The organism is Cryobacterium sp. TMT2-18-2 (genome assembly GCF_004402245.1).
In the GTDB taxonomy this organism is placed as follows: Bacteria; Actinomycetota; Actinomycetes; order Actinomycetales; family Microbacteriaceae; genus Cryobacterium; species Cryobacterium sandaracinum.
The window spans coordinates 64,410-85,184 of sequence record NZ_SOFU01000005.1; the positions used below are offsets into that span (position 1 = coordinate 64,410).

The 20,775-nt window shown below is 61.8% G+C and carries 13 protein-coding genes; 3 read left to right on the forward strand and 10 right to left on the reverse strand.

The window, feature by feature from the left end:
* Nucleotides 1–212: 212 nt before the first annotated feature.
* Nucleotides 213–3,119: a cell wall-binding repeat-containing protein gene (locus tag E3O22_RS00940; protein WP_134395668.1), complete on the reverse strand. Its 2,907-nt coding sequence runs from the start codon at nt 3,117–3,119 to the stop codon at nt 213–215.
* A 193-nt stretch (nt 3,120–3,312) separates the two neighbouring features.
* Here E3O22_RS00940 and E3O22_RS00945 point away from each other — a divergent pair, with 193 nt between their 5' ends.
* From E3O22_RS00945 to E3O22_RS00950, 3 genes are all read left to right on the forward strand, one after another.
* A complete protein-coding gene (locus E3O22_RS00945; protein ID WP_166784517.1) occupies nt 3,313–5,280 on the forward strand; it encodes a cell wall-binding repeat-containing protein in 1,968 nt (655 codons plus the stop codon).
* A gap of 773 nt (nt 5,281–6,053) precedes the next feature.
* A complete protein-coding gene (locus tag E3O22_RS15750; protein WP_166784518.1) occupies nt 6,054–6,200 on the forward strand; it encodes a hypothetical protein in 147 nt (48 codons plus the stop codon).
* A 15-nt stretch (nt 6,201–6,215) separates the two neighbouring features.
* Complete coding sequence (locus tag E3O22_RS00950; RefSeq protein WP_134395670.1) at nt 6,216–6,950, forward strand: hypothetical protein; 735 nt, start codon at nt 6,216–6,218, stop codon at nt 6,948–6,950.
* A gap of 84 nt (nt 6,951–7,034) precedes the next feature.
* On the opposite strand, the gene E3O22_RS00955 is transcribed toward E3O22_RS00950, so the two are convergent.
* From E3O22_RS00955 to E3O22_RS00995, 9 genes are all read right to left on the reverse strand, one after another.
* Complete coding sequence (locus E3O22_RS00955) at nt 7,035–8,870, reverse strand: DUF4012 domain-containing protein (RefSeq protein WP_134395671.1); 1,836 nt, start codon at nt 8,868–8,870, stop codon at nt 7,035–7,037.
* A 348-nt stretch (nt 8,871–9,218) separates the two neighbouring features.
* Complete coding sequence (locus tag E3O22_RS00960; protein WP_166784519.1) at nt 9,219–10,238, reverse strand: LCP family protein; 1,020 nt, start codon at nt 10,236–10,238, stop codon at nt 9,219–9,221.
* Between the two features lie 23 nt (nt 10,239–10,261).
* Nucleotides 10,262–11,575 (reverse strand): UDP-glucose/GDP-mannose dehydrogenase family protein, encoded by a 1,314-nt coding sequence (locus E3O22_RS00965; protein WP_134372132.1) that lies wholly within the window; start codon nt 11,573–11,575, stop codon nt 10,262–10,264.
* A gap of 98 nt (nt 11,576–11,673) precedes the next feature.
* Nucleotides 11,674–12,678, reverse strand: a complete 1,005-nt coding sequence (locus tag E3O22_RS00970) for a GDP-L-fucose synthase (protein WP_134372130.1) — start codon at nt 12,676–12,678, stop codon at nt 11,674–11,676.
* Between the two features lie 2 nt (nt 12,679–12,680).
* Nucleotides 12,681–13,733 carry a GDP-mannose 4,6-dehydratase gene (gene gmd, locus E3O22_RS00975; protein WP_134372128.1) on the reverse strand — a complete coding sequence of 351 codons (1,053 nt, stop codon included), beginning with the start codon at nt 13,731–13,733 and terminating at the stop codon, nt 12,681–12,683.
* Nucleotides 13,734–14,063: 330 nt separating this feature from the next.
* The gene (locus tag E3O22_RS00980) at nt 14,064–15,521 is read right to left on the reverse strand and encodes an oligosaccharide flippase family protein (protein ID WP_134372126.1); all 1,458 of its coding nucleotides are present in this window, start codon (nt 15,519–15,521) and stop codon (nt 14,064–14,066) included.
* 1,399 nt (nt 15,522–16,920) lie between these two features.
* Complete coding sequence (locus E3O22_RS00985) at nt 16,921–18,096, reverse strand: glycosyltransferase family 4 protein (RefSeq protein ID WP_134395672.1); 1,176 nt, start codon at nt 18,094–18,096, stop codon at nt 16,921–16,923.
* Nucleotides 18,087–19,502 (reverse strand): O-antigen ligase, encoded by a 1,416-nt coding sequence (locus tag E3O22_RS00990; RefSeq protein ID WP_134395673.1) that lies wholly within the window; start codon nt 19,500–19,502, stop codon nt 18,087–18,089. The genes E3O22_RS00985 and E3O22_RS00990 overlap by 10 nt, the downstream gene beginning before the upstream one ends.
* A gap of 114 nt (nt 19,503–19,616) precedes the next feature.
* On the reverse strand, nt 19,617–20,648 hold the full coding sequence (locus E3O22_RS00995) for a glycosyltransferase (protein WP_166785240.1): 1,032 nt from the start codon (nt 20,646–20,648) through the stop codon (nt 19,617–19,619).
* Nucleotides 20,649–20,775 lie beyond the last annotated feature (127 nt).

Here is a 20,775-nt window from a genome sequence, read left to right on the forward strand (position 1 = left end):
CGCCACAACCGCGATCCACGTGACACCGGGCCGCCGCCACCTCCGCTCGCTCTGCACAGCATCCGAAACACTCGAAGTCATGACGCGAGAAGCCGACACGGGTTTCCTCCCCCAGTGGTGCGATCACAGCGTTCCCAAGAGGGAGCCCAATATGCCCAACGTATCGGCGGGCCCGCAACCGCCCTACCCCCAATCCGGGCACCCCGGCCCGTTTAGCGGATGTACCCAGCCAACTGTTTCTCAACAGCTTCAGACACCGAGGCGGTACCGCCCAGAACGACGATCTTCGCCGGCTTCAACCGCTTCAATTCCGCCACAATCGACGCGGGAATCCCATCCGCAGTGACCAGCAGCACCGGAGCCTTGTTCTTTCCGGCTACCGGGGCACCCGACAGGGCATCCGGGAACTTGAGCCCGTTGGCGATATAAACCACCGGCACCAACGCGGTGAAGTTCTTCGCCGAGATCGCCGCCGACGCGTCGAACCGGTCAGCGCCAGCCAGACGCTCCACCGGCACATTCACCGGCGCAAAGGCCTGCAACGATTTCTGCACCTGAGCGCTCACCGACGCCGTGCCACCGAGCACCACGATCTTCTTCGGCTTCAACCGCTTCAATTCGGCCGTAATCGATGCAGGTATGCTGTCCGCGGTGACCAGCAGCGCCGGAGCCTTGTTCTTTCCGGCGACAGGGGCACCCGACAGAGCATCCGGGAACTTCAACCCATTGGCGATGTAGGCCACCGGCACCCCCTCGCTGAAGTTCTCCGCCGAGATCGCCGCCGACGCATCGAACCGGTCAGCGCCCGCCAAACGCTCCACCGAAGCGAACGCCTGCAACGATTTTTGCACCGCGGCGTTTACCGACGCGGTGCCACCCAGGATCACGATTTTCTTCGGCTTCAACCGCTTCAATTCCGTTGCAATCGTGGCGGGAATACCATCCGCGGTCACCAACAAGACCGGGGCATTGTTCTTGCCTGCCACCGGGGCACCCGACAGGGCATCCGGAAACTTTAACCCGTTCGCGATATACGCCACCGCCACACCTGGGTCAAAGCTCGCCTCTGAGATCGACGCCGACGCAGCGAACCGGTCCGCGCCCGAGAGCCGAAGTACCGCAGGGATTGGAACCTCCGGAATCACCGGGGCCGGCAGCACGGGAGTCACCGCGTTGCTGGGTGCCGACGCTGCGGAAGCACCGATCGAGTTGTCGGCCGTCACGCTGAACCGGTAGCTGGTGCCGTTGGTCAGACCCGTGAACGTGGCGGTGAGTTCACCACGAGTGGTGACCGTCGCCCCGCCGGGAGTCGCGGTGACGGTGTAGCTGGTCACGGGTGTTCCGTCGTCTACCGGTGCAAGCCAGGATACAACGGCTGAAGCATTACCGGCAATCGCAGTCACGTTTGTCGGCGCCGCAGACACCGTGGGCACCGCGGGCGGGCTCACTGTGAGGGTATGTGGGAATCCGGTCAGCGGGTCGCTACTCCCTACGTTGCCCGCCATGTCGGTCAGCGGTCGCAGCGCGACTTCCCAGGCGCCGGGCGAGAGGTAGTCGGTCTGCAGCTCAACCGTGTGCTGGTAGATCCCGTTCTGCGGGGTTCCCGAGCTGAGCGACATCCTGGAATCCGAACCCAGGATCCTGGTCGATCCGTCTCCCAGGTCCTGGCGCAGGTCGAAGACCGGCGCAACCAGGCCGGACACGTCATCCGTTGCTCGGGCGGTCACGGTGATTTTCTTCAGGCCGGTGCCGGCTGTCACAACGTTGGGAGTGACAGTGAAGTCCAGCAGTTGTGGCGCCGCGGTGTCGACGGCCGGGGCCGCGGACGGGGTGGTCGAGAGCGCGACCTTGACGGTGGCGACACCGTCTTTCACGCTCACCACGCTCACCGTGACGCCACCCGAAGGCGTCGACAGGCGTTCGCCCGCCTTCAGATACATTCTCCGGAACCCCTCAATCGAGGGGTCAAAGGTTTGCAGAACCCAGGAGTACGCGCCGCGAGTGGTCAGCACCCGAACGCCGATGCCGGCTCTGCTCGCAACTCCGTAGTCGGTTGCATATCGAGCGTCCAGATCGAATCCATCACCGCCACGGAACTCCACGGAATAGACGCTGCCGGTTTGCGGGTCGGTGATGCTCAATGCGCGCCGCCCTGACGGCTGCCCCGTCGAGGCCAGAGTCGTCGTGATCTCACCGGAAGATCCTCCGCTGGGCAGGCCCACTGCCTGCTCCTCACCGGAGGCTGTGACGTTGAGCAGGTGCTTATACGTCGAGTTCAGAGCAGGTATGCGGCCCTCGGAACTGTAGCTTGAGCCCATGATGTCGTAGACATCGCCGTACTCCTGATCGCTGCAGCCGAAGGAGCCCTCCGCGATGCGCGAATCCTGGCAGTGGAGCACGTTCGAGTGCCAGAGGCCCAGGTTATGGCCGAATTCATGTGCCAGGATCGGGAAGTTGTACTCGAAATTGTCCTCAAGCCAGAGACCGCCGCCGTTTCCCGTCCCGGTCGCGCCCCAGTTGGCGCCGATGCTTCCCGTGCCCGCAGCCTGCACCGGGCAGTTATTGGGTACGAACACCAGCAAATGCTCTGAACTCGGGGAGAGCACGTATTCATCGGTGCTCTTGCCAAATTTGACCGCGGCTTCATCCCACAAGCCGCGAACGTCACCGCAGAACTGCGCGCTGTCAAACCTCATGATGGTCGGGTTCACCGTGATCGAGGCAACCTGGCCGTTCGTTTGCGACTTCCAGTAGGCACCGACCTCTGTGACCAGTGCACGGATGCTGGCATCGTCGGGCATCGTCGTCGCGCCGCTCCCGCCGGCAGCCATAACAACCGCCACATCCACAGTGTGGCTCCACTGAGCCAGCGCACCGGTGGGGAACTCGAGTGCACCATTCGGTGCAGGAGCGTCCGAAGCAGCCGGCAACCCCAGGTCTTCGGGCATGACCATGTCATTCTCGAGCGCCCCGTCGCCCAGCGGCGTCGCACTGACAACCTGCTCACCACCGAGGCCGAACGCCGCGCCACCGGGAATGAGTGTGACCCCCAGCACAACGGTAACCAATATTGCGGCATGCCGCCGTGCCCATCGCAAACGCCACATGAAATCCCCCATTGCCAGCAACTGTGGGCCAAGCCCGATGCAAGTAGACCACAAGCCGCCCTGCCAAGAAGCGCCCCGCGGGAGGTGCCACCCGAACGGGGGCAGTCAGACTTGAGGATCCGTTAGATATTTGGTGCCACCGGCCATTACGATGAGATTGCCGGGACGGGGCAGCATCTCCTGGTCTCACTTTCTAGGGACGCAGATGGACATCCACGCAGGCCCTCGGACGCCATCGCGCCCGCGCCACCGCCTCGACCCGCGCCCCCGCCGCACCCACGGTCTGCGCAGGGCCGTGACAGCCCTGCTGACGGCCTTGGCCCTGGCCGCCTCAGCCCTGGTCTTCGCCCCCGCCGCCTACGCAGGCACCGACGACTACCCGGCCAAGTGGCGCGACATCCCCATCGACTCCGTGTTCGACACCTGGCGCATGTACAACCGAGAGTGCACCTCGTTCGTGGCCTACCGGCTGAGTTCCCGCAACGGCTTCGAGATGCCCTTCTACAACGACGCAAGCGGCTGGGGCGCCGACGCCCGGGCCCGCGGCTACACCGTCGACACCAACCCGTCGGTGGGTTCGGTGGCTTGGTGGTCCTACGGCCACCTGGCCTGGGTAGAGGCGGTCAACACCAACGGCACCATCGTCACCGAGGAGTACAACTGGCGCGTCAACGGCGTGCCCGACGGCGCCTATCACCGACGCACGATCGCGGCCACCGCCCCCACCGGCTACATCCACTTCAAAGACGAGGGGTCGCCACTCTCCGAGGGCGTCTTCGTGCTCCACGGCGGCCACGTCTACCGAATCGTCGGCGGCGCCCCCGTCTACGTCTCCGACTGGGCCGTCTTCGGCGGACCACAACCGCTGATCACCCTCTCCGACACCCAGTGGGCCAAGCTGCCGCAGCGTCCCGCCGACGGCACGTTTGTGCTCTCCAAGCCCAGCGGTGAGGTCTACCGCATCGCGGGCGGCGCACCGATCTACGTGTCGACCTGGGCGACCTACGGCGGCGAGCAACCGACCGTGGCGATCGGCGGCGACGCCATCCGCAACGCGGGGGCACCGAATGCCACGGGCAAGTGGAGCCACCTGAGCCGCTACCCCGCAGAAGGCACCTTCGTCACCGCCAAGCCCAGCGGCCAGGTCTACCGGGTGAACGGTGGAGCCCCGAGCCCGGTGACGGACTGGGCCAGCGTCGGCGGCGTTCAATCGTCGGTCACCATCGGCGACGACGACATCCAGCAGGCCGGCACGGTGGACCCGGCCAGCCGGTGGAGCCACCTGCGCGCCCGTTTGTCGGGGAGCGATCGGTTCGCGGCGTCGGCGGCCATCTCCGCGGCGAACTTCGGCCCGGGAGCCCCGGTGGTGTACATCGCCAGCGGCACCAATTTCCCGGATGCCCTCTCGGGCGCCCCTGTCGCGGCCAAAAACGGCGCCCCCGTGATGCTCGTGCAGACCGACGGCATCCCCGCCGTCATCCAGGCCGAGCTGTCGCGACTAAAACCCGCGCGCATCGTCGTTCTGGGCGGGGAGAGCTCGGTGGGCGCCGTCGTGGCCGAGCAGCTGTCCACGTTCACCTCTTCGAGGGACGTGACCCGGCTCTTTGGCCCGGATCGCTTCGCCGCCTCGGCCGCCATCTCAGCCGCCAGCTTCGCCCCGGGCGTGCCCGTGGTCTACGTGGCCAGCGGCCTCAGCTTTCCCGACGCACTCTCCGGCGCCCCGGTTGCCGCCCAAGCCGGCGCCCCCGTGCTGCTCGTGCGGCCAGACGCCATTCCGACCGAGATCCAGGCCGAACTGACCCGCCTGCGCCCGTCGCGCATCGTGCTGTTGGGTGGAGAGACATCCGTGGACCCGAACGTCGCCGCCCAGCTCGCGCTGCTTGCCCCCGGCGGGGCGACCCGCCTGCACGGGCCGGACCGATTCGCCGCCTCCGCCGCGATCTCAGCCGCCACGTTCGCCCCCGGCATCCCGGTGGTCTACCTCGCCAACGGCTACACCTTCCCGGACGCCCTCTCCGGCGCCCCGGTTGCGGCCAAGAACGGCGCCCCCGTGCTGCTCGTGCAGGCCGGCGGCATCCCGGCTGTCATCCAGGCCGAGCTGGCCCGGCTGCGCCCCAACCGTATCATCGTGCTGGGCGGAGAGAACTCCGTGAACAGCGCCATCCTCCCCTAACCGGCCAGTCAAAGTTCTGTGCAAACCACGGCCTGCGACCCAGCCCTGCTGAAGTAGTGCGGGCGCCTGCGTAAGTGCCCCTAGGCTTGCAGCGCGCGGGGGTGTTTTGCGCAGGGACAAGGCGCGCCGCCGCAGGCAGCGCCCACAATAACTTGGGGGGCAGCCTGCCGCGCAGATTGAATCGTCACAGGAGCACAGCACTCGCTGGAGCCGCCCTGGTTGCCAGCGTGCTGATGGTGAGTGGATGCGCCAGCGGCAGCTCAGGTGCGCCCGCCGCCACCCCAAGACAGGCCGAGGAAATCACCTCCTCAAGCGCCGTCGACGCGCCCATCGCCGCCATTGACCCGTCCCTGATCGATCACGTCGACCTGGTGATGAACGCCTCGGTGGGCTGCCTTTGGGGGTGGAAGTGCGCCTAATGCGCCACTCGGCACTCGGCACTCGGCACTGAATATGCTCGCTACGTGACCACGCCAATGGAGTGCCCCGGATGCCACCATTCCGCTATCTGGAACGGCGCCGGGTTCACGCTCACCAGCTTGCTGCGACGACCGCGGCCCACCGAGTGCCGCCAGCCGTTGTTTCTGCTCGACGAGTTCGGACCATTCGACCAGGAATGCGGATGTCGGGATTCCTTCCACACACTCGCACGAGGCCGCCGCTCCACCACGTGATCCCGCGTGATCTGCCGGGAGCCAGCTGGTGCACACCCACCCCCCTTTTGGGGACGCGGGAATGTAGTCCACACGATCACGCGCACCATAAGCTGAAACGTGACTAGAATCCGCCCCGAGCAGATGGGGCACAAAGCCCTGCTCCGACGCGGGCGCAGTCACAAGCGACTTCAATACTCGTTTCTCTTCGTCGCGGCCGCCGCCGCGGGAATCGCCGGTTTTGCCGCTATCACCATGACGCTCTAGCGACACAGGCTTCAAATGACCAAGTCGGTGGCCTGGGGGGCGGCCATCGCCGCCGGATCGCTGGCATTCGCGCTCGCAATCGGCTCTCCCGCGATCAAGGCCGGGGCCGAGGAACCACCCGCAACGGCGACCAACGAAGAGCCGGTCATACCGCCGGATGATTCGACCGTTCCAGTACCGGAGACCCCGCCCGAAACGTCCACCCCGGTCAACCCGAGCCCGGTTGACACGCCGGCCACTGACACACCCGAACCGGAGGTCAGCCAAGCGCCGACGGAACCGGCACCCGCCGACCTGACCGTCGCACCCGAAGCCGTTGCTCCCGCGCCTGTGACCCAGGAGAGCCCGACCACGACCTCGAATGAAGAGCCGGCGGGGAGCCGCTCGCAGTACAGCAGATCGAATTACAGCAGCTCGCGGTCCAGCGATCGAGACTCGGACGAGAAAACAGCTGTGGATGCCTCAGACCTGAGCGTGCTCGGCATCACGACGACCACGCCAACTGCGCCTCTTCAACTGCAGCTGCAACCTGAAACCGCAGCCACCTCGGAGGCCACCGCGACCCCCACCCCGTCCGAGGTGCTCGACTCGGCGGACTCCGCCAGTTCCGTGGCCTCAAGCCTGTCTCCGCTCGCCGTCATTGTTCTGGTGAGCAGCCTGAGCCTGATCGTGCTGCTTGGCGTTGGAAACTTTTTCTATCGCACTCGCTTCGCCAATCGCCAGCAGCCGCGGTCTTTCCCCCGCCGCTGAGGCGCAGACTTACAGGGCGGCAGGAACGTCTACCGTGTTGCCAGCGAATCGGTGAGCCGCTCAGTTATCCGTGCACCCGCTTGTCTACTTCGCGGTACTGCAGCCGGGGGCGTCGACCGTGACCGCGGTCGGGTTCAGCATCGGCGTCGTGCGCAGTTCCGGTGCCGCGTAGGTGCCGGCGGGGCCAATGAAGACGGCCGTGACCGCGCTGGTCTGACCGGGGGTCAGCATGACCGAGAACCGTGCCACGGGCCGGCCGAGGTCGTCGGTGGTGGTCTCCAGACCGGCCCCGTCGACGGCGTCGATCGACGACGACACGAAGGTCGTGCCGGGAGGCCCATAGACGAAGACCTCGGTGCGGAACTGTTTGACGCCCCACGCGCCGCTGGCCACGTAGCTCGGAAGCACCGCCGCAAGTTCCGGCGTGAGGGTGGAGTGCAGCTTGGCCGTCGTGGTGAAGGTCGGGGTCGCCGCGGTGCAGACATCCGTACTGAGCGTCGCGCCGGTTTCGAGGTAGAAGTCCATCTTCGATGCCGACATATCCCGGAAGAATACCCCCGTGGTGGTCGACTCATCGTTGGTTGTGGGCAGGATGCCGGCGATGGGGGTGCCTTCGAGAATCTTCTGCTCCTCGGGGTGGGCGCTCCACGCCATGATGCGGTGCTCGCTGACACCTTGGGTGACGGCTTTCAGCATGGTCTGCGGTTCGGCCTGCGAGTTCGTCACGGCGTCGAACATAGTCTTGGCGGCCTCGGCGAAGAAAGCGTCGGTCTGGTCGGGCCCATCTCTGCCCTGATAGCGGAAGTAGATTTCGTTCAGCAGCAGGGCCACGGCGTTGTCCTTGGAGAGCACATCACCGGTACTCATCGTGACCGGGCCGGTAGCGCCCAGCATATGCGCCAGCGCGACGGGGTCGATCGAGATTACTCCGTCGACGGTTCCGCCGACGTCCCGTTGCCAGAACGCCTGCGCGATCTCGGCTGCGGTGGGGAAGTCGGGTCGGCTGGTCGCGAGGTTCAGTCTGGTGTACATCAGCGAGGTGAACAGCGAAGAGACTTTGGCGTCTTCTCCAATCGCCGGACTCACGGCGTCTTTCAGGAAGGTTTGGCTAGACGCCTGGCGGCCGATGCTGATCTTGCCGTCGAGCACGGTGACCTCGGTCAGGGCGGCGGCAGTGCCACCGAGCGCGGTTGTCTCAGCTAGGTTTTGGAAAACGAGAATGTAGGTACGTGGCCCCGAGGCTCCGAGCATGTCGGGTGCCACCGAGGTGAACGAGTTCACGTCCCTCACGCTAGTCGCCGCGCCGTCGAGCATGGTCGAGAGCTTGGTGCCGGCCGCGCTGATCTGCTCGATGGTGCCGTCGAGTTCAATATCGGCAACAGCTACCGCCGCCGAATCGAGCGCGGTGCTCGCCGTGGCGAGGGCTGTGTTCAGCTCCACGATCGGCCCGAGGTTAATCTTTCCGTCAACGGGCTTCAGCGACGCGGCACTCAGGCCTGACGCCACTGAGGCGATCGGCGCGACCGCATCCTGCGCCACTACGTCGATGGCCTCTGCCATCCGGCGCACGGCCGTGAAGTTGGTGCCGATGAATGGAACGATTTCCGCAGCCCGCCACAGCGGGTCATGAGTCTGATCGACAGCCTTGCTCGTAGCGACGGAGAGTTTCGTAGATGTGTCACCGATGCCCGCGAAGTCCATGGCCGTGGCCTGGGTCTTCAGGGCACCCACGAGGGTCTGCGCCTTTTCGAGCTCTGCTTTGGCAGTCAGCGCCCGAGAGCCGACCCATCCCCCGGCGGCACCGAGCAGAACGACGAGTCCGATGAGCACAGCGAGAGTGATCAGAACCCGGCGGTGACGGCTCTTTACCCCCCGAGGTCGGGCGTGAGCGGCGGCGCGGTCGTCGGTTGAATCAGTCACCTACGTACGCTAACCCATGCCGGCCATTCGCCCCGTATCTGCCAACGCGCGCAAAAACTCTGGGGCGACCGCACTGGTTGCACGCGAGTTATACCTACCAGCGCAGTTGCCGGGCTGCGATTTCGTCGCACTTGTCCGAACACCAGTACTTGCGGCTCGGGTCGCAGATCGGCCGCGAACATTGAAGACAGCGGTTGGTCCTGTTGAGACGCCATTGAAGGAAGGAAAAGCGTAACGAAATCGTAGGCATCGGGTTGCCTCCTCGGCCCCGCCCGGGTCAGCGGTGCCGCCACCATAGACCCGCCGCGGCTAAGGAGGAAGACCTGCACCGAACAGGCCCGTGGCCCGTCAACCCGCCGGCTGCAACTCCGGCTGGACCGCATCTAGAGTGCCCGTCTGAAACCCCTTCTGCACAGCCTTCAACTTGTCTTGATCGATAACGACGATCGACTGTCCATCCGGTGAGGTGCCAGTGCCCGTCGTCGGCAGAGTGAAGAACGTCACGTCGCCCACGCGCACGTCGCGAAGTTCCACGGCCAAACCGGCCACGTACGCCGAGTCCAACCCGTCGTCGACGGCAAGATAGGGAGCAATCGCCCCGACCAGGCCGCTAATCTTGGCCGGATTTGTGAGGGTTTCCGCTGTCAGCGACTTGCCGAGAACGGCCTTGATGAATGCCTGCTGGTTGCGTGCGCGCTGAAAGTCGCCGTCAGAGAATGCGTAGCGTTCCCGCACGAAGGCCAGGGCCTCCGTACCGTTCAAGAGGTGGGTTCCCTCGGCGAAGTAACGCCCCTTCAGATGGGACGAGTCGAATCCGATCGGATTGTCGATGTCGACGCCGCCCAGTGCATCTGTGATGCCCTTGAAACCGGTGAAGTCGACAATGGCTACATGGTCGATGCGCGCACCCAGCAGACCTTCAACGGTCTGCACAGCCAGTGGCACTCCACCATAAGACATGGCGGCGTTGATCTTGGCCTTGCCACGGCCCGGAATCTCGAGCCAGCTGTCACGCATAACCGACATGACGAAGATGTTCTCGCGGTCCGCCGGCACGTGCACCACCATGATGGTGTCCGAGCGCTGGCCGGTCAGGTCAGCGATGGACCCGTCGTTGGCACCGCGGGTGTCAGAGCCGAGTAGGAGGATGTTCTGCCCGCTCGTGCTCTGCCCGCTCGACGCATCAACAGGTGGCACCGTCGGGCGCGACGTCTCGTCGGGAAAGACATCCGGAATCTTCACTGTCTGGGTGTCAAACGTGTTGCTCAGGCTCCACGCATAGACACCCACAGCGCCGACAACGAGAAGAAACACTGCCACGATGGCGATGACAACAATCCGTAGCCCTCGGCGTTTCGGCTTCGTCACCGAGGAATGAGATAGGCCAGCCATTACGGCCGTCCGAGTCCCAGGTATGTCCAGCCCGCAGCGCGCCAAGCGGCAGCGTCGAGAGTGTTTCGGCCGTCGATGATGATGGGCACACGCACGAGTGTGGCCGCCGAGACCGGGTCGATCTGCTTGAACTCGGCCCACTCGGTGACCAGCACTACCGCGTCCGCGTTACGCAAGGTCTCCTCGATGCTGGTCGAGTAGGTGAGTTGCGGATGCCGCAACCGCGAGTTCTCAATTCCCTGCGGGTCCGTTGCCACCACATCGGCGCCGAGACCCCGCAGTTGCACGGCCACGTCCAGGGCTGGCGAGTCGCGCACGTCATCGGAGTGCGGCTTGAAGCTCAGCCCCAGCACGGCCACCTTGGCGGTGTAAACGGGCTTGTCCAGAGCCTGCAGGGTCATGGCAACGACCCGCTGCCGCTGCCGCAGGTTGATCGCGTCGACCTCCTTCAAAAAGGCGACCGAGTCTCCCCGCCCTAGTTCTTCGGCTCGAGCGGTGAACGCTCGGATGTCCTTGGGCAGGCAGCCGCCACCGAACCCGACGCCGGCGTTGAGGAACTTGCGGCCAATGCGCACGTCGAAGCCAATGGCGTCGGCGAGCTCGGTGATGTTCGCCCCAGAGGCATCGGCAATCTCCGACATAGCGTTAATGAAGCTGATCTTGGTGGCAAGAAACGCATTCGCCGAGACCTTCACAAGCTCGGCGGTGGCGTAGTCGGTGACGATCAGGGGCGTTTGCGCGGCCATAGCCGAGGCATAGACCTCGTTCAGCAAGGCCGTAGCCTGCTCGCCAGCCTCGCCGGGCGCAACGCCGTAGACCAGCCGGTCGGGGCGAATGGTGTCTTTCACGGCGAAGCCCTCGCGCAGAAACTCGGGGTTCCAGGCGAGGGTCGCGCCGCTGCCGGAAGCCTCGATCACGGCGGCAAGGCGAGCCGCGGTGCCAACCGGCACCGTGCTCTTGCCCACAACCAGGTCTCCGGCGGCGAGGTGAGGCAGCAGCGACTGTATGGCAGCGTCAACGTAGGTGAGATCGGCAGCGTGGCTGCCGGCCTTCTGAGGGGTGCCGACGCCGATGAAGTGCACCTCAGCGCCGGCGGCCTCGGCGATGTCGGTGCTGAAGCGCAGCCGGCCCGAGGCCATGGCCGACGTCAGGATCTCAGGTAAGCCCGGCTCGTAGAACGGCGGTTTCCCCGCGGCGAGCTGCTCGATCTTGTGGGCGTCGATATCGATGCCCACCACGTCGTGCCCGAGTTCGGCCATTGCCGAAGCATGCACCGCCCCAAGGTAGCCACAGCCGATAACTGAAATCTTCATGCGTTGTCTTCCATAAGGTTCAGCCTATTTGCGACTGCGCGACCGATTGGACCAATGTCGCCATCGCTCGCACCCACAACGGTTGGCCGACACCCCTGCTACTGCCTGATTGAGTTCGCGTGGTCGTGATACCACTCCACGGTTGAGCGCAGCCCGTCTTCAAGGCCAATCTGCGCCGTCCAGCCTGCCTGGGCGAGCTTGGACACGTCGAGCAGCTTCTGCGGGGTGCCATCTGGCTTCGTGGTGTCCCACTCTGTCTCACCGGTGAACCCGACCACCCGGGCCACGGTCTCCGCGATCTCACGGATCGTGACGTCACTCCCGGTGCCCACGTTGACCTGCTCCGGCCCGTCGTAATTCTCCAGCAGGTGCAGGCAAGCCGCCGCCATATCGTCAACGTGCAGGAACTCACGTCGCGGAGTGCCAGTACCCCAGTTGGTCACACTCGGCGCACCCGACTTCGCGGCCTCGTCGTACCGGCGGATGAGCGCCGGCAGCACATGCGAACCCGTGGGCGAAAAGTTATCTCCGGGGCCGTAGAGGTTCGTCGGCATCGCTGCGATCCAGGGAAGTCCGTACTGGCGTCGCACAGCCTGAATCTGGAGGATACCCGCAATCTTCGCGATCGCATACGCGTCATTCGTGGGCTCGAGATGCCCAGTCAGGAGAGAGTCTTCCCGGATCGGCTGCGGCGCTAGTCTAGGGTAGATGCAGGACGAGCCCAGGAACAGCAACCGCTCCACCCCATACTTCACGGCCGCATCGAGCACGTTGACCTGGATACGCAGGTTGTCGCTGAGGAAATCCACCGGGTAGGTGTTGTTGGCGAGGATGCCACCCACCTTCGCGGCGGCGAGAACGACGTAACGTGGCTTGGTCTCGGCGAAGAATGCGAAGACCGCGTCTCGGTCCTTCAAATCCAGCTCGGCCGATGACCGGCCGACGAGGTCCGTGAACCCTTCAGCCTCGAGGTGACGCCAGATCGCGGAACCCACGAGGCCGCGGTGGCCCGCCACATAGAACCGGGAAGCCCGCTCCAACGCCGCCGGAACGAAGGAATCCTGCTCCCGGTCGCCAGCAGTGGAGGCTGCAACGATAGCCATCGTCAGTTCGCTCCGACGCTGACGGGGGCAGTGCCCCAACTCGCAAGCTTGACCTCATCGATCCACCGGCTGCCGGAATGCCGCAGCGCCGTGATGTCAGCGTCAACCATGATGCGAGCCAGTTCAGCGGTATCGACAGTGGCCTTCCAGCCCAGCTTGGCTTCAGCCTTGGAAGCGTCACCCACGAGCGCATCGACCTCGGTCGGGCGAAGGTACCGCTCGTCGAACCGAACGTGGTCCTCCCAGTTGAGCCCTGCGTGGCTGAACGACGTCTCAACGAATTCGCGCACGGTGAAGTTGCCGCCGGTGGCGAGAACGAAGTCATCGGGCTCATCGACCTGCAGCATGCGCCACATGCCCTCGACATACTCCGCCGCATACCCCCAGTCCCGGATCGAGTCCAGGTTACCGAGATACACGTGGTCCTGCGTGCCGGCCTTGATCGCCGCGACCGCACGGGTGATCTTGCGCGTCACGAACGTCTCGCCGCGGCGCGGGGACTCATGGTTGAAGAGAATGCCATTGACGGCGAACATGCCGTAGGCCTCACGGTAGTTCTTCGTGATCCAGTAGCTGTACACCTTCGCCGCACCATACGGGGAACGCGGGTAAAACGGCGTCTCCTCATTCTGCGGCGGCGGGGTAGCGCCAAACATCTCGGATGAAGACGCCTGGTAGAAGCGTGTCGTAATGCCCGACATCCGCACCGCCTCAAGCAACCGAATGGTGCCCATCCCGGTCGTGTCCCCCGTGTGCTCAGGCTCATCAAACGACACCCGCACATGAGACTGCGCGGCAAGGTTATACACCTCATCCGGCTTGATCTCAGCAAGCAACGTCACCAGACGGCTGCCATCGCTCAAGTCACCGTAATGCAGGAACAACTTGGCCGCCGGGTCATGCGGATCCACATACAGGTGGTCAATACGCGACGTGTTGAACGTCGACGCACGACGAATCAGCCCGTGCACCTCATAGCCTTTTGAAAGCAGCAGTTCGGCAAGGTAGGAGCCGTCTTGACCTGTAATACCGGTGATGAATGCGCGCTTTGCCATAGAGTTCCTTTTTCCTTAGCGGGCAGGGATCGACCGCTTGTGCGGTCATCTGCTGCCAAACCCCTGACCAGATAATCATATCGATCGATGGTGGCCGCCTCGCCTGGTTTGACCCGATCGTGACAACTGCCAAGGGCGCCCGAAGTCCAGCCGCAATGATCTGGTGTGATTCAGTGCGGCTGGCACAGACGGCCATCGTTTCGACAATTCGGTACTCGGTATTCGGTATTCGGTATTCGGTATTCGGTATTCGGTATTCGGTATTCGGTTAATTCTTCAAAGCTGGCACCACTGGCTTGTTCAACTCGAGCTTGGCCCGTGGTCGCAAGCTCACTGCGACGAACGCTTGGGGATAAAGCCGTACTGCCTCGCGATTACGACAGCGGGGATTTTCTCCCTGAATATGAAGAGTGCAAACACGACAACGGCAGCTAGGGAAAGTGTCCAGAACCATTCACTTGGATGATCTCCCGACATTGACGCCAGTTTTACTATCGCCCAGATGATCGCGCCGAGCGAGGCTGAGACGCTCGCAGCTAGAAGATAATTTTGAAGCAAACGTGGAACGTTGAGATAGCCACCCCGTCCCGCGAGCCACACTTGCCATGCATGGCGAACTATATTCGTTAGAAAGATCGCAACAATGGCAACGAAGATGTCTTCGTATAAGAATATAAGGGCAGCGGCACCCACTTGGAGCGAGATGAGAATAGCGTCGGTCGACCACACCCAGCGAAAACGGCCCAGAGCTTCGATCCCACTCGCCAACAAAGTTGTGACTATTTGAAGCCCCCCAGCGATGGCCAGCGGGCCGGCCAGCGAAGCAGCTATTTCCCAGCCAGGTCCAAAAACAACCGGCACGAGAGGAGGGATTAGTGCTGCACCACAGGCGCTCAACCCAAAAGCGATCCAGGCCGTGAGAATGAGCATGTCGGTCCAAACTCTTTTCGCGCGATGCGCATCTGCAATGTCATGCCTAAATTCCGGATACGCAGCCTTAATCAGGGCATTTTGAATGTGCTGGAACGGAATGACGGACACGACTTCAGCGCGATTCCAATGGCCTAAAGTCGCCGCACCAACCGCTCTGGTCAAACTGAACTTGGTTATGTTGCCAGTCAAATAGCTCAAGAAGCTGGCAAACATGAGCTTTCCACTAAACCCTATGTCTCCGTGTCCATGTTTAAGCTTCGCGAGACCGAGGAGCTGCCTGTCCGTTGCAAACAACGATCCTCCGAGAATGAGAAGCTGCGCCAAAGCCCCGGAGACAACAAGAGAACTCGCAGATTGCCAAGTCATGACCGCAATTGCGCCCACTGCCATACCCATCACGTTGCTTGCAACGGTGATCAAAGCCAATTGTCTGAATTTGCCTGAACGCGCCATCAAGCCAGTCGAGAGGCCTATAAATGGGCTTACGAATCCAATGATAGAAAGCCATCTGATCGGCTCCAATGCCTCGTCGACACCCCACAACCAAGTCCAAAATGGCGCGCTGAAATAGAGGGCCGATCCTCCGACTCCACCAAGAATCAACGCATAGCTAACCAGAGCGCGCAGTCGATCCCGGTTGAGATCCAGCATCCTCGAAACTGTTTGCCCAAGGCCGCCAGTCGCGAGGAGCGTCACGAGCCCTGTGACAGTTAGCGCGACAGCATAAGCGCCGAATCCAGCAGGAGTTACGAGCCGAGAGGTGACTGCTGCATACGCGAATTGCGTCACTATTGTTGCTATCTGCGCCCCATATATCCAAGCCGCACCTCTTAGGAGCCTCCGGCCGGTACTCAATCTCGTCTCGCGAACTCGGGTCCCTCAAGGACTAAGTCGAGAGGTGTAAGACGAAGGACCAGCCCTTTCCCCTGAACAGAAGGTTCGCAATGTGCCGGCAATCCGAAGTTCCACCGATTTGCACGATCAGAGCTTTCAGGAGCCAGGTGCCACCTAGCTATGGAATTGCTACACCGCATCAGGTGCTGTGCAGGGAGAGGGAATCAGGGTCCCATGCAGCCGAAGCCTTAATCGGATCAACTCGGGTGTTTTTGTAGTTCAGGAATTTAACGATCTGATCATCCTGCCGATAGAGAGCCTGGGAAAAACTCTGGGCTTTTCTGCCCGCCTCGAGTCGTTCAGCCGGCGTTGTCTCCGTGAGGACTCTTTCGATCGAGTCGACAAGACCCTCTTGAGACTTACCGAAGATTAGAAACTCGTTGGTACTGGGAGGGAACAGTTCGTCGTAACCCGCGTGGTGCGTTGTCGCATGTATCGACCCCGCAGCTAGAGAAATCGGGAGTCGATCTGAGAAGTAACGTGGCTCGGTCGCGAAGTGGTCCCAGTTTGCGCTTATCCAAGCAGATCGAATCGCGTCATGTTGCAGAGCTGAGTCAACAGGGCCCATTGCTCCCGGGCCAGACCAGCCCCTCCCATAGAGTGCGAGTCGGTCCCCGAAACGTTCCTGCAGCTTGGCGATGAACTGAATGCGATCTTTCCAATTGGGAAGGCCCCGAAATCTGGGTATGTTTCGATTCGCGACTACTACGACGTCGAAGTTGCGCTTGCTCTCATCGCTAACACCCACATATCGGGCTCGATCCGGCTCAAATACATGTGGCGCCCAACGCACGTCACGGGCCCCATTGCGCCGGAAGTTGTCAGCGAAGACGCCAGAACCTACGGTGTAGACGACATCTGCGGCGCGGCCAGCTGCCCGAGCCTCGTGAGTCAGTGGATGTAAGTATCGGCTATAGGGATCGGCCTCGTGGTAGATGAGCTCAAATTGACACGTCTGCCGCATGGCTCGGAAATGATCGAGCCTGAGCCCAGTAGCACCCAGGTGCTGCATTAGAACAACATTTGGGCGGAAGTCCCGCACTCGCGCTATAAGGTCCTGTCGATGTCGTTCTGGATCACCACCATTGGAAATACGAAGTTGCAGGCTGAAAATACTAACGTCCTCGATCAAACCCGCCTCAGACAGGTTTGCGAAGGTCCTTCTGAATCCAACCTGCCTCGACAAACCCGATTCGTTTGGAACATACAGAATGCGGAGTCTATCCACGGACAATTTCTGTCTTCTCTCTATCGTGTGGGTTTGCTGCGCCAACGCAGGCCCGCGGATCACCGCATGCGGGCAACACCCCTCAGTGAGGCTACCTGAATTCTCAGCACCCCAACCAAATCGGACCTCCTCTCAACGCGGTTCTAGTGCCACGACCTTTTGATATTCTTGAAGGTACTGACTCGCGATCAACCGCGGGGAATATCGAGCGGTCATGAGTTCTTCAGCCCGAGCAACTCGAGCAGCGGTTCCTGTTGGGTCTTCCAGCGTTTTGGAGATGGCAGCGGCAACGACCTCAGGGTCCATCACGTCAACCAGCAGACCGCCCTCCCCCTCGAAAAGGGTCCACCCGACACTGCCTGAATCTATTCCCGCGACAATAGGAAGGCGAGCATTCATCGCTTCCAGCAGGCAAATCCCGTGAGATTCTTCTCGAGAGGTGTGGCAGAAAACCGTTGCATTCTTAAGTTCTGAAGCAACGCCGAATCGATTCGCTGGCCCAACAAACGTCACACCGAATTCCAAGCCTTTTTTAAGCGCCCAGATCTCCATCTCGCCTCCGCTTTGAAGCCCCGGACCGACGAGTCTCAGTTCCGCCGCTGGATGCCTTCTGCGTACGAGAGAAAACGCTGCAAGGAGAGTTCTGACGTTCTTCAGGGGGGAAGAACTTGAAACATCGACAATTACGGGATGAGCGGTCGTTCTCGTAGCCGGGAATTCCATCTTGGGAACTGGGTTTGTGATCACTGGTATTTCGCGCCTGTAGAGCATTTGCCGAGTCCATCTCGTAGCAAGAGAGGGACTCACTGCGGTTAGGTTTTCAACAGATGCCCTAACGCGCAACGCCATGAAAGCTCGAATCAGACGATATCCATCCGGCATGTGGCGAAGAACTGTGAAAGGGGCGTCGTGAGCAGTGACGATCAGCGGTTGTGCGCGGGCATCAAGGCAAGCCTGGGCAAATTCGTAGGTCCAATGGGCGTGAAATACATCCGCATCGCATGCCGCAATTTCAAGTGCCAGAGCCTTTTTCTCTTGCCGAAATAAGTCAAGGGCCCTGTCCCTAGAACGCGAGCGATAGGGGACGACAGCGATCGATAAGCGCTCACCATTTACCCTCCAGACAGTACTGGGCGTCACCGAGGCGGTAATCAGGGAAACTTGATGGCCCATATCCAGAAGTTCCCGAACGAGGCTATTGACTGGGGTGCCGCCCATCCCTTGGGGAAAGGACAAGGTGGAGGAATAGGTCCCGAGGTCCGAGGCGAACTCTTCGGGGTTCGACGGGCCGACGACAGCTATGTGCATGTGGCACTCGACATTGACGCTTGGCCCGTCATCCCAATGGAGTTCCTCGCGGATCTAGGCTTCCGCAGATCGCGGGCCGCTCGAAGGGGCCCCGCGCTAGTGATAGGGCGTCTGGCGGGATGGCCGGGCCGCTCATATCTGGATGCCCCAGCGGGAGTCGCCTCTCTTGAACTGAGCAAGGCGAGAATCAATATAACTACGAAGCTGACGCCCGATAGCTGCGATTTGAGTGGTGCCTCCACAAGCGTTACGACGCCCCCTGCACTAAGCACGGCGAGCAGCAGGGGCCGGCTCATGGTGGCGGAGTTGAGGGCTCGCCCGAAGAGCACGGCGGTCAAGGTGCACAAGGCAATCACCCCCAACAATCCGCTGTCAATGAGCGTCTGCACGACTTGATTGTGCGCCTGTCCAGCATGCTCTGAAACGATCCATCCCATTCCTGACCGGTTCTCCACAGAGAGAACTTCAATTCCATGACCAATAATGGGTGAACTCAGGAACAAGGGCCATAGCGTTGTCCAAATTTGGACACGCCCTGAAAGCAGCACATCTGCGTCGATAGATTGAATCCCGAGCAACAGCACTCCAACGGTCGCCAGCCCGGCAGGGACCATCACGGCCAGCCGCGCCGTCCGCGCATGTGCGGCCTCGCCGCGTGCTCCCCAAAGAACGAGGAGCCCGACAAGGGCTGCCGCCCAACCGCTCCTCGACTGAGCGAACACGAGACAGACCAAGGCAGCGACCATGAAGACCCCTCGATAGCGCGACTGAGGGCGATTGAAGATTTCAATAAGAAACGCAACCGCAGCGACTGGTCCAAGCGCGTTGGGGTGAGTCGTGGCTCCCATCAGCTGACCGATACCGAGAAGGTCGCGTCCACCTCCGACCGCTGACCGCATCACATCATTCGGAGCCAAAGCCCAGAGAGCAAGCGAGAGCGCTATGACGGTTCGAAGTATCGCCCTGCCATGCCAAAGCAGATTTTCGAAGCTTGCTTGGCTGCTTCCCACGATGAGCGCGATGCCGATTGTTATTCCAAGATTCATAACGTTCTGACCTTGAATAATTGAACTCACGGCCAGCACGCCCCAGAGCGCGACCGCGGCGAGAGCGACCCGAGACGTACGCCACCCCCTCTGCGGAACAGCGAGAACGAGCGCGAGACACAGCAGCATCGCGACAGCAAGGAACAGCTGCCACGCCAACGCCGAGGCGTTGGAGGGGGACGTTGTTAAGCCCTGATAAAAACCGGGATCCAGAGCCACCGGCGCAATACAACCAAATGCAAGCGACCAGATCGCGACGATCGATGCGAGGGGGCTGCCCTCGACGATGGACGTCACAAGCTTCGGCAGTATCACTACTACCCACGGAAATGCGACCAAGAGCGCAACAATAACACTCATGTTTTGGACGACCCATTGCGTTAGCGAACTCAAAATACAAGCTTTCGTAAAAGACCTATCAGAACCAAGTAACGTGCCCGGGGCGTAATGGCACCTGAATATCCCGCGTTGGGGCTAGTCATCGGCTGCGCTCATTCCTTGATGGGTTACAGACAAGTACAGTGCCAAATACTCCCTCACACCCCGCCGTGCAGAGAAATCGATAATCGGCATTTCTGGCGTTTGGTCTTGTCCATCGCGAGCACGGACCGCCCCTAAGGCAGTCCGCCAACTATCTACATCAGTGCCCACGACTGACACGAGCGGCTGGGTGGTTGCCCAAGAAAGCCCCGGAGCGGGCGCGATAATCGAGGGCACCCCCGCAGTCAAAGCCTCTGCAAGCGCGACAGAGAATCCCTCGTGCTTGGAAGGCAGCAAGAACACATCTGCGTCCGAGAGGCTCTTCGCTGGGTCCCCCATCCCACGATGCAGCAATCGCCCTGCCAGGGCCAGCCGGTCAAGGATCGCGACCTCAAGCGGGCTCGCACCAACTTCACTCCCATGAAAGAACAAGTCAATCGGCAGGCCTTCGAGTGCTTCTAGGGCAAGTACCTGATTCTTTATCGGGGATGCGTTGCCGACGAGCACGGCCGATACTCTTGACCGTATTGAAGTCGGTCGAGATCTCCTCGCCCGTCCGACATGAAAAAAGCGATCATCAACCCAATTGTAGACAAGGTCGCATTCCCTCCCGAATCGGCGTTCATTATCCTGCACGTCAGGAGATGGCGCCACGAATCGCGCCACGAATCGGTCTGAGGCAAGGGCTTGTAGCCTACGGGACCGCAGACTCCTCCCCTTCGGTGCGAATAGACCGTGAATGGTTCGAATAATTGGGGTCCTGGACGAGGCTAGACGCGAGGCGATCACAGCCGCTGAAAATGCCTGCTCCGCGTGAATATGCACCACATCCGGGGCCAGTCGCACGACCAGCTCAAACCAGGCCGCAAGTCCTCGTATTGTTCGCACTCTTGGAATGATGAAGACTTTGTAGCCAACTTGACGCAGTTCCTCCTCGAAAGAATTATTTTCGCCCTGACCAACAATGATCGTTTCGATTCCGGCAGCATTAAGACTCCCGACAGCAGAAACAAGCATCCGTTCCATGCCGCTCGGCTGCAGCGAGCCGAGCAGGTGAAGTACTCTCATTCGATATCACTTTCTGACTGGCGAGTCGCCTCTCTTGGCCGATCCTGAACCCACCAGCGGCCCCCGACCTTCTCAAAGCAAGAAA

Excerpts from the sequence above, each read along its gene's own strand:
- E3O22_RS00940 (WP_134395668.1), bottom strand. The coding sequence starts at position 3,119 with ATGGGGGATTTCATGTGGCGTTTGCGATGGGCACGGCGGCATGCCGCA.
- E3O22_RS00945 (WP_166784517.1), top strand. The coding sequence starts at position 3,313 with ATGGACATCCACGCAGGCCCTCGGACGCCATCGCGCCCGCGCCACCGC.
- E3O22_RS00950 (WP_134395670.1), top strand. The coding sequence starts at position 6,216 with ATGACCAAGTCGGTGGCCTGGGGGGCGGCCATCGCCGCCGGATCGCTG.
- E3O22_RS00965 (WP_134372132.1), bottom strand. The coding sequence starts at position 11,575 with ATGAAGATTTCAGTTATCGGCTGTGGCTACCTTGGGGCGGTGCATGCT.
- E3O22_RS00970 (WP_134372130.1), bottom strand. The coding sequence starts at position 12,678 with ATGGCTATCGTTGCAGCCTCCACTGCTGGCGACCGGGAGCAGGATTCC.
- gmd (WP_134372128.1), bottom strand. The coding sequence starts at position 13,733 with ATGGCAAAGCGCGCATTCATCACCGGTATTACAGGTCAAGACGGCTCC.
- E3O22_RS00985 (WP_134395672.1), bottom strand. The coding sequence starts at position 18,096 with ATGCACATAGCTGTCGTCGGCCCGTCGAACCCCGAAGAGTTCGCCTCG.
- E3O22_RS00990 (WP_134395673.1), bottom strand. The coding sequence starts at position 19,502 with ATGAGTGTTATTGTTGCGCTCTTGGTCGCATTTCCGTGGGTAGTAGTG.
- E3O22_RS00995 (WP_166785240.1), bottom strand. The coding sequence starts at position 20,648 with ATGGAACGGATGCTTGTTTCTGCTGTCGGGAGTCTTAATGCTGCCGGA.